Source organism: Bacillus sp. CD3-5 (genome assembly GCF_006349665.1).
In the GTDB taxonomy this organism is placed as follows: domain Bacteria; phylum Bacillota; class Bacilli; order Bacillales; family Bacillaceae_G; genus Bacillus_A; species Bacillus_A paranthracis.
Genome location: NZ_VEPX01000030.1, coordinates 1 through 10,235, shown reverse-complemented (window position 1 = coordinate 10,235; position 10,235 = coordinate 1). Strand labels below are relative to the sequence as shown.

The following is a 10,235-nucleotide window of genomic DNA, read 5'->3' as shown; positions in this document are numbered from 1 at the left end:
CAGCATTCTAAGCAAGACAACTCGGAGCAAAATCAACAGCAACATTCCAAGCAAGACAACTCGGAGCAAGATCAACAGCAGCATTCTAAGCAAGACAACTCGGAGCAAAATCAACAGCAACATTCCAAGCAAGACAACTCGGAGCAAGATCAACAACAACACTCTAAACACAACAACTCAGATCAAGGGCAGCAGCAACAAAATTCTAAAGGTAATAGTATTTATGATTTTACGAAACCAGAAAAAGAACATATTCATTCTCTACAAGATTTAATAGAGAAGCTCAAACAGTCTAGTGATTTTGTTAATTATCACACATCTGACGATGAAACGATGCCTTATTGGATTTCTTACTATCGTCCTTCGCTTGATGGAGAGAAATTACAAAAATATTTAATGCCCACTCTTTTAGAACGACCTTGTGCTTCACTAGAAGAGCTAAAAGAACATATTCCAATGAGTGGCATTACAATTACGAACGACTTACAAAAAATTGAAGATATGGTTTTAAAGGGGCATGCGATTATTCAGTTGAATCAGAAAGATCAAAAATGTATGCTCGCAAATATTGCAATTGATAATTATCGTGCACCAACTCCTCCTTTAAATGAATCGACTGTTATTGGTCCGCAAGAAGGTTTTGTAGAGGATATTGATACAAACATAAATTTAGTACGAAAACGTCTTCCTGTTTTAGATTTACAAACAAAAGAGATGATTATCGGTGAGTTTTCCAAAACAAAAGTTGTCATGATGTATTTAGACAACCTTGCTGAAAAAGATAATGTTGATTTTCTAGAGGAGTCTTTACGTGCTCTTGAATATGATCAAATTAATGATAGTGCTTATTTACAAGAATTGATGGGAGAAAAGTCGATTTTCCCTCTCTATATCAATACAGAACGCACTGATAGAGTTACAAAAGCACTAATCGATGGGAAAATCGCTATTTTTGTGGATGGCTCTCCAAGTGTTTTACTAACACCTGTATCCTATTTCGATTTTTTCATTTCCCCAGAAGACTATAACGTCTCCTGGATGTATGCTACATTTTCAAGGGTTTTAAGATTAATTGCCGTTCTATTTTCAATTTGCGCTACACCGTTATACGTTGCAGTTTTAAATTATCATTATGAACTCATTCCGAGTGATTTACTTGAAACTTTAATTTTATCAAGGGCGCAAGTACCATTCCCGCCTTTAATTGAAGCACTCTTTTTAGAACTCGCAATCGATTTACTGAGAGAAGCTGGCGCGAGGTTACCGATGAAAGTTGGTCAAACGCTCGGTATTGTAGGCGGTATCGTAATTGGGCAAGCATCTGTACAAGCTGGTTTAACGAGTAATATTTTATTAATTATCGTTGCCTTATCAGCACTCGCCTCCTTTATTACACCTATTTATAAAATGGGTAATGCGGTTCGACTACTACGTTTTCCTTTTCTTATGTTTGCAGAAATAGGCGGATTGTTCGGGATTTCTCTTGGATTTATCTTTTTATTTACTCATCTATTTAGACTTACTTCCTTACGTAAGCCGTACGCTTTGTTTTATCCGACAAGACAACAGTCTGTTAAAGACTCTTGGATTCGTTTTCCTTTAACAATGATTGATACACGGGATGTACAAGCAAGGCCACAACATGTAAAAAAAGCAGCGAAAGGAATTTCAACAAAACATAGATCAGACTTTGATGATTAAGAAATGAGGTGCATTCGATGAGTAAAGTTCAAGAAAAATATCAAATATCTCCTATTTTCGTTTTCTTCTTAATTCACGGTGCACAGTTCGGTGCTGGCGTTCTCGGCTTCGCTCGAATCACCGCAAAGGCCGCTGGATACGACGGCTGGATGGGCGTTGTAATCACAGGACTCTGTATCCATCTTCTTATATGGATGATGTATTTTTTATTAAAAGAAACAAATGGAAATTTAATTGATTTACAACGACAAACGTTTGGAAAGTGGATAGGGAATATCTTTAATATCATCTTTGCAGCTTATTTTTTAATCGTCAGTATTTCGGTCATTCGAACGTATGTTGAAATTATTCAAGTATGGATGTTCCCAACTGCTTCCACGTGGATGTTAACACTCTTTTTATGCTTAGTTAGCTATTACATTGTCTCTTCTGGATTTCGTGTCATTACCGGTATTTGCGTCATCTCTGTTGGTGGTACATTGGGATATTTATTTTTAAGCTTATTCGTTTTGAAATATTCACATTGGGAGAATTTACTGCCTATATTCACACATTCTTTTTCAGACATTTTAAAATCCGCTCAAGTGTCAATCTACAGTATGACTGGTTTTGAGATTTACCTCATGGTGTATCCATTTGTGAAAAAGCCTATGCAATCTCATAAATACGCTCAGCTTGGAGCACTATTTTCAAATCTTCTATATGTATTTAGCACCCTTTTAGCCTTTGCATTTTTTAGTGAAAAACAATTATTAAAAACGATATGGCCCCAACTTTCTATGACCCAAGTCATTCAATTACCGTTTATAGAAAGACTCGAATATATTGCAATTTCAGGCTATGCACTCGTTATTATTTCAAGTTTTATCCTCCCTTTATGGGCAGCAACGAGAGCAACACATGAAATATTCCGTGTAAAACAAAGAGGTGTTTTAATCGCTTTTATGTTTATCACTCTCATTGTTTCACAACTTTTAACAAACAGACACGATATTAATAATTTTATTAGTAATGCATCAAAGGGGAGTTTTTGGCTTATTTATGTATACATCCCAATCCTATTTATTATTGTGTGGGTGAAAAGAAAATGGAAAAAATCAAAAGCACAAGCAAATTAATACTGATTTCTTGTATAACATTCTTCAGTCTAACTGGGTGTTTACAAAAAAATATTATCGATGATGTACAACTTATTCAAGGAACAGTATTTGATGTTGCAAAAGATAAAAAACTAAAAGTGACATTCGTTTGTCCCATTCAGAAAAAAGGAAATAAAGTTCAAGTTTTTGAAGGCACCGCAAATGCGGTAAAACAAGTAAAAGCTGAAACATCTTTAGAGTCTTCTCAACCATTTGCTAGTGGGCAAATGCGTGTCGCTCTATATACGATAAGACTTGCCAAAACAGGAATGTCTACTTCATTCGATACATTACTTCGAGATGTAAACATAGGGAACGCTTTATATGTTGGTTTATTAGAGGGGAATGGTACTGAACTTTTAAAAGGCAAATATTCGACTTCATACAACGTTGCAATTTATATAAAAAAGTTGTTAGAACATAATATGGAGACCGGTCCTTTACCAACAGATAATCTGCATGTAGGAGCATTCCGTTATTATCAAGAAGGGCAAGACTACTATATTCCCATTCTAAAGAAGCATGGTGATAAAATAAAAATCAACGGAATTGGTCTTTTTAAAAAGGATAAATATATCGGTAAAATCGCAGAAAAAGATATGTTCATCTTTAAAGGACTATTAGAGAAACATAAATTAGATTCACATGAATTCAAAACGGATTCCGCGTACGTAATGATTAATAATATTCGTTCTGTTCCAACTTACGATATAAAAATTAAAAACGGGAAGCCTTCTTTTTTCATTCACGTTCATCTTGATGCACGTATTCAAGAACTATCGAAGCAAATTAACTTAGAAAATAACAAGAACACAAAAAACATTGAAAAAAACATCCAAAAACAATTAGATAAACAAGCTGCTAAGTTAATTAAGCAACTTAAGTCTTTAGGCGTCGATCCGCTCGGGCTAGGTGCTAAATATAAGCAACATTATCGCCCATTCAAGTTAGAGGAGTGGAAACAAATGTACAAAGATGTTCCAGTTACTATAAAATACACCGTAAATATTACAAATTCTGGTGTAATTGAATGAGAAATGATTGAACTCCTCTCTCCAGCATGATACAACGGAAAGAGGAGTTTTTATTTTAGATAGAGAGAGAAGATATTTATGGGGGAGCTTATGTCTAAAAAATTAGTAAAGCCTATTTTAAATGGTATTTTATTTCTCGGCGTCTTTTTATTTGCTCATACATATTTAAAAAATGTTTCCTTCACACGTTATTTACTTGTCGTTATACCAATGTTGCTCGTTGGTATGTTTGGCATCGACCTTATTTTATCCATTTTAATAAAAGAAGAAAAATAACGAGCAGGGCCGTCCCAAAAGTATTCCGGGATGGCTTTCTTTTATTAATGGGTTATGTTTTGTCGTTTATTCGATATAGTCTTTCCCTATCTTAACTAAAAGCTAAAACTTTTGGACAGTCCCTTTTCATTTCATAATCACCCTATGTTACAATGAGATTCGGACAAAGCGAGAAAGGATGAAACAACATGACAAACGAAAAAGGTTTAGATAAAGGGTACGAACTTGTTGCAAAAATGCATAAAGAGTTCGGACACCCTGTGACAAATACTCCAACAAAACTAACAGAAGAACGTGCAAAAATCCGTGCGAGTTTTATGCAAGAAGAGCTAGAAGAATTTCTGGAAGCAACGACTGTTGAAGATCAATATGATGCACTAATTGACCTTATTTATTTTGCATTCGGAACATTTGCCGAAATGGGCGTACGTCCTGATAAAGGATTCGAAATTGTAAATAACGCAAACATGGCAAAACTATTCCCTGATGGAAAACCTCGATTCCGTGAAGGCGACGGCAAAATTCTAAAACCAGAAGGCTGGCAAGCACCAGAACCACAACTTCGTGCTGAAATCGAACGTCAACGCCAAGAAGCTGAAAAAAACTGCTAGGATTTCCTAGCAGTTTTTTATTATGTCTTTTTTTCTGGCAATCATTAATGACCCACGTGTCCCGCATGTCCTGCAGCTCCACTAATGCTAGCCGCTCCTGCTGCTGCCCCCGCTCCTCCTGCTCCAATTCCACCTGTCCAAGGAGAAGATTGTTGTTGATACTGTTGGTATTGTTGGTGTTGTTGGTGTTGTTGGTGTTGTTGGCCTTGGTAACCTTGATGACCTTGGTGACCTTGGTGACCTTGATGACCTTGGTGGCCTTGGTGACCTTGGTGACCTTGGTGACCTTGATGAGTTTGATAAAGAACAGCCTGTGGATGTATATGATGGTGTCCGTGGTGATGTACTTGTTGTTGATGATGTCCATGTTGACCTTGGTGACCGTGGTGACCTTGGTGGTGATGGTGTCCATGTTGACCGTGGTGGCCTTGATGGTGATGATGTCCATGTTGACCTTGGTGACCTTGATGGTGATGATGATGTCCATGATGTCCATGATGGCCGTGGTGACCTTGATGGTGATGGTGGTGATGTCCATGTTGACCGTGAACAAATTGCGGATACCCACCTATTCCTCCAGCTACAACACCTACTCCTGGTACCGGAAATCCTGTCTGCACTCCTCCAACAAAAGAAGGAAATGTAGTTGGTGCTCCTACTGGAAATCCTCCTGTTACTGTAGGCATTCCAGCCCCTGATGTCGAAAAACCTCCCATTGATGTCGGCATTCCAGTTTGTATGCCGGCTACTGATGTTGGAAAACCTCCTGCTGCTCCATCCATCCAGCTCGGAATTCCACCGTATCCTTGTTGGCCAGCCCCTCCCATTAACATCATTTGTTCATAACTATCCGATCCACCTCCGAAAAATCCGTGTGGTGCATTATTGTCCATCCCTTTCATTCCTTTCACCTCTTCTACTCATTTTAGCCTACCTTTTTTATCATATTTCCTATAGAAAAATAGGTGTTTGTCTGCATGGGAATTCCGCTCTTTTATTTGTACGTAATGGAATAATTGAAAACTTAGACTAAGGTAATCCAGAAATTATTTTCTACACAAAAAAGCTCAGAGTATAAATCCTCTGAGCTTTTTTGAATGAATTAGTTTGCAACAACGTTAACAAGTTTTCCAGGAACTACAATTACTTTACGAACTGTTTTCCCTTCAATTTGGTCCTTAATTGCTTCAAGTGCAAGTTGTTCCATTTCTTCTTTTGATGCGTCTTTACTCATTGTTAGTTTTGCGCGAACTTTACCCATAACTTGAACAACGATTTCAACTTCATCTTCTACAAGTTTAGACTCATCAAATGTTGGCCAGCTTGCATATGTGATTGTTTCATTGTATCCAAGTTTGCTCCATAGCTCTTCCCCGATGTGAGGTGCAACTGGTGCAATCATTTTTACGAAACCTTCTACATATTCTTTCGGAAGTGTTTCAGCTTTGTATGCATCGTTGATGAATACCATCATTTGAGAAATCGCTGTGTTGAAGCGAAGCTCTGCATAGTCTTCTGTTACTTTCTTCACTGTTTGGTGATAAGCTTTTTCAAGCTCTTTATTTGGTGCATCAGTAATTTTCTCACTTAATTCACCATTATCTTGAACGAATAGACGCCATACGCGGTCTAGGAAACGACGAGCTCCGTCAAGACCATTTTCAGACCAAGCGATTGAAGCATCTAATGGTCCCATGAACATTTCGTATAGACGAAGTGTATCTGCACCGTGGCTTGCTACGATATCATCAGGGTTTACAACGTTACCTTTTGATTTACTCATTTTCTCGTTGTTTTCACCTAGAATCATACCTTGGTTGAATAATTGTTGGAACGGCTCTTTCGTTGGAACTACACCGATATCGTATAATACTTTATGCCAGAAACGAGCATATAGTAAGTGAAGTACAGCGTGCTCTGCTCCGCCGATATAAATATCAACTGGAAGCCATTGTTTTACTTTTTCAGGATCTACAAGTGCTTCGCTATTGTTTGGATCGATGTAACGTAAGTAATACCAGCAGCTACCAGCCCATTGTGGCATTGTGTTCGTTTCACGACGACCTTTTTTACCAGTCTCAGGATCAACAACATTTACCCACTCGTCAATGTTAGCAAGTGGTGATTCACCTGTACCTGAAGGACGGATGTTGTCTGTTTTCGGAAGAACTAATGGTAATTCTTCTTCTTTTACAGCTGTCATTGTGCCATCTTCCCAGTGAATAACTGGAATTGGTTCACCCCAGTAACGTTGACGGCTGAATAACCAGTCACGTAGACGGTATGTTACTTTTTGATTTCCTGCGCTCGTTACTTCAAGCCATTCAATCATTTTTGCGATTGCTTCTTCTTTATTTAAACCATCAAGGAATGCTGAGTTTACGTGTTCACCATCACCTGTGTATGCTTCTTTCGTAATGTCTCCGCCTTTTACAACTTCCTTCATTGGAAGATTGAACGTTGATGCAAATTCATAGTCACGCTCATCATGAGCTGGAACTGCCATTACAGCACCTGTTCCGTAAGTTGCAAGAACGTAATCAGCGATCCAGATTGGTAATTTCTCACCATTTACTGGGTTAACTGCGTAAGCACCAGTGAATACACCAGTTTTCTCTTTCGCAAGTTCTGTACGCTCTAAATCACTCTTCATTTTTACAGAATTAATGTAAGCTTCTACAGCTTCTTTTTGTTCAGCAGTTGTAATATCAGCAACAAGTGCATGTTCTGGAGCAAGTACACAGTAGCTTACACCGAATAATGTATCAGGACGCGTTGTGAAAACTGTGAACTTCTCGTCTGTACCATCGATATTGAAGTGTACTTCGGCACCTTCAGAACGACCGATCCAGTTACGTTGCATATCTTTTAAGCTTTCTGGCCAATCAAGCTCATCAAGATCTTCTAATAGACGATCTCCGTAAGCTGTAATTTTTAACATCCACTGTCTCATCGGACGACGCTCAACTGGATGTCCACCGCGCTCACTCTTACCGTCAATGATTTCTTCGTTTGCAAGTACTGTACCAAGTGCTGGACACCAGTTTACAGGTACTTCATCAACGTAAGCTAAGCCTTTTTCAAATAGTTTTAGGAAAATCCATTGTGTCCACTTGTAGTAGTTTGGATCTGTTGTATTTACTTCACGGTCCCAATCGTAAGAGAAACCTAATGATTTAATTTGGTTACGGAATGTATTAATATTATGCTCTGTAAATTCAGCTGGGCTGTTTCCAGTATCAAGTGCATATTGCTCTGCTGGAAGACCGAATGCATCCCATCCCATTGGATGAAGAACGTTATATCCTTGCATACGCTTCATACGAGATAAAATATCTGTTGCTGTATAACCTTCTGGATGTCCTACGTGTAAGCCTGCACCTGATGGATATGGGAACATATCTAGTGCATAAAATTTTGGTTTTTCTGTCTCATCTGGCGTACGGAATGTTTTATTCTCTTCCCAGTACCCTTGCCACTTCTTCTCAATTTCTTGATGATTAAAGCTCATGAGATACCCTCCTTGAAATTCTATTTATTTTCACCGCCCAAAATACAAAAAACCTCTCATCCCTAGAAAGGGACGAGAGGTTATAGATTCCCGCGGTACCACCCTAAATTAATGTACAAATATACATTCGCTTAGATCCGTAACGTGGATTAACGGCAATTGCTACTATTAATTTCACAACTGCAACTCAAAGGCGAGTTCATAACGAAACGTGGATTGACTTGCACCGACCGTCAACTCTCTAAACCAGCTTCTATTACTACTACTCCTTCTCACTGTTATTACACATATGAGTTAATTTGAACTACCCTCCACTTCGTATCTCTAAAGAGCTTACTTAAAGCGGGGCTTCTCGGTTAATCGTTACTTTTAATAACTAACGAATTCGTCTTAAGACAGCCGAGCTATCTCCCTTGTTCGAAAGGTTGTTTTATTTAAATATATTCTAAAACATGTGAACATGTTCCGTCAAACTAAACTGCAATTTTTTCTTCAACTGTTTCTTCTACTTTTACTCGTTTATCATAAATACTCGTTGCGATAAGCGCTACTACAAGCATTACCATGATTGCTATAAACAATACTTCCATATTGTATAAATCCACAATTGCTCCGCCAACGACCGGCCCGAACATTTTCCCTACAGTCGCCGCACTATTTACAACACCTTGATAAAACCCTAACTTATCTTTTGGCGCAAGTATATTTGCAATTGTCGGAACCGCTGGCCAAACAAATAACTCACCAATTGTTAATGTTACCATCGCAACGAGGAACATCGTAAATTGCTGCGCTTGACTTAATACAATGAATGACACTGCAAAAATAAGAATCCCAATCATAATTTGTTGTTTTAACGAACGCCTCATCCAGCGAATTAACATACTAACTAGTGGCTGTGCACAAACGATCATCGCTCCGTTTATCGTCCATAATAAACTATAGTGACGAAGACTAATATTTAACTCTTGCATATGTGTTGCAATTGCTCCTTGCCACTGTACGTATGTAACCCAGCATAAAGCATATGCTACACATACGATAAGAAGTGCTTTGAATCCAGGTGTAAGCGACCAACCTTTTTTCGTTTCAACTTCTTTTTGCACTCCTGGCTCTTTCTTATCTTCCATACCACGGAATCCAATAAAAGCAATTAAGAAGAATACAAAGTATAAAATAAAGTTTGCTAAGAAAATATAATCAAAACGATACGATGCAACTAATCCACCACACGCTGTTCCAATCGCAATACCAACGTTTTGTCCAACGTACATCGCATTAAATGCTCGTCTTCCGCCCTCTGGCCAAACCGTACCAACCATCGCATACATCGATGGGAAGACCATTCCAGAACCAAAGCCGATTAACGCTAGCCACACAACATATAACGGCCAACCGTGGAAGAACACAAGACCTAAAATCGATACGAGTGTAATGACAATCCCTACTAAAGTTGATTTATAACCGCCCCATTTATCAAATAAAACACCGCCGAGCAAGTTTCCGATTACACCAGTAAGCGAGTTGATCATTAATACCATTCCGGCCACAGATAAAGATTTCCCTAGGTGATCATGCAAATAAATTGTATTAAAAGGCCATAAAAAAGAAGCACCCGTGACATTAATAATCATCCCAGCTACTAATAGCCATACTTTCCTTGGCATAGTCTCCCCTCCTATTCTATTTTTTCGTTCATCTATAACAGTAAAATTGTAGTCGTTTTTAAATAGGAAGGCAACTGATTAATAGTTGATGAAATTCAGATAATGGTTTTGCGGTAAATGAAATCATCTTGATTGCCACTTGAAAATATATCAGCGATTTTGGAAATATATCGGCGCAACTCGAAATATATCAGCGATTATCAAATTATATCGGTTCCATCAAGAAGTCTGTGTAATTTGATAAGGCCCAATACATTGGTTTATCCAGTATGAATTTATAATGATTTGGTATGTGA

At 38.1% G+C, this 10,235-nt stretch carries 8 protein-coding genes and 1 other annotated feature; of the genes, 5 read left to right on the top strand and 3 right to left on the bottom strand.

From position 1 onward, the window contains the following. From FH036_RS26745 to FH036_RS26725, 5 genes are all read left to right on the top strand, one after another. The coding region (locus tag FH036_RS26745) for a spore germination protein (RefSeq protein WP_139896425.1) at positions 1–1,701 on the top strand (1,701 nt) is incomplete at its 5' end. Between the two features lie 17 nt (positions 1,702–1,718). Further along, the gene (locus tag FH036_RS26740) at positions 1,719–2,819 is read left to right on the top strand and encodes a spore germination protein (protein ID WP_044792469.1); all 1,101 of its coding nucleotides are present in this window, start codon (positions 1,719–1,721) and stop codon (positions 2,817–2,819) included. Then, positions 2,789–3,874: a spore germination protein GerHC gene (gene gerHC / locus FH036_RS26735; protein WP_044792467.1), complete on the top strand. Its 1,086-nt coding sequence runs from the start codon at positions 2,789–2,791 to the stop codon at positions 3,872–3,874. The genes FH036_RS26740 and gerHC overlap by 31 nt, the downstream gene beginning before the upstream one ends. 90 nt (positions 3,875–3,964) lie before the next feature. Continuing rightward, positions 3,965–4,150 carry a hypothetical protein gene (locus FH036_RS26730; RefSeq protein ID WP_000038782.1) on the top strand — a complete coding sequence of 62 codons (186 nt, stop codon included), beginning with the start codon at positions 3,965–3,967 and terminating at the stop codon, positions 4,148–4,150. A 188-nt stretch (positions 4,151–4,338) separates the two neighbouring features. Beyond that, positions 4,339–4,761 (top strand): pyrophosphohydrolase domain-containing protein, encoded by a 423-nt coding sequence (locus FH036_RS26725; protein WP_000180559.1) that lies wholly within the window; start codon positions 4,339–4,341, stop codon positions 4,759–4,761. A gap of 44 nt (positions 4,762–4,805) precedes the next feature. On the opposite strand, the gene FH036_RS26720 is transcribed toward FH036_RS26725, so the two are convergent. The 3 genes from FH036_RS26720 to FH036_RS26710 form a co-directional block, all read right to left on the bottom strand. After that, on the bottom strand, positions 4,806–5,663 hold the full coding sequence (locus FH036_RS26720; protein ID WP_139896426.1) for a hypothetical protein: 858 nt from the start codon (positions 5,661–5,663) through the stop codon (positions 4,806–4,808). Positions 5,664–5,863: 200 nt separating this feature from the next. Then, on the bottom strand, positions 5,864–8,272 hold the full coding sequence (gene leuS, locus FH036_RS26715) for a leucine--tRNA ligase (RefSeq protein ID WP_044790847.1): 2,409 nt from the start codon (positions 8,270–8,272) through the stop codon (positions 5,864–5,866). A gap of 65 nt (positions 8,273–8,337) precedes the next feature. Next, positions 8,338–8,557 (bottom strand) — a binding site (T-box leader). Positions 8,558–8,745: 188 nt separating this feature from the next. Next, positions 8,746–9,939: an MDR family MFS transporter gene (locus tag FH036_RS26710; RefSeq protein ID WP_044790848.1), complete on the bottom strand. Its 1,194-nt coding sequence runs from the start codon at positions 9,937–9,939 to the stop codon at positions 8,746–8,748. Positions 9,940–10,235: the final 296 nt, after the last annotated feature.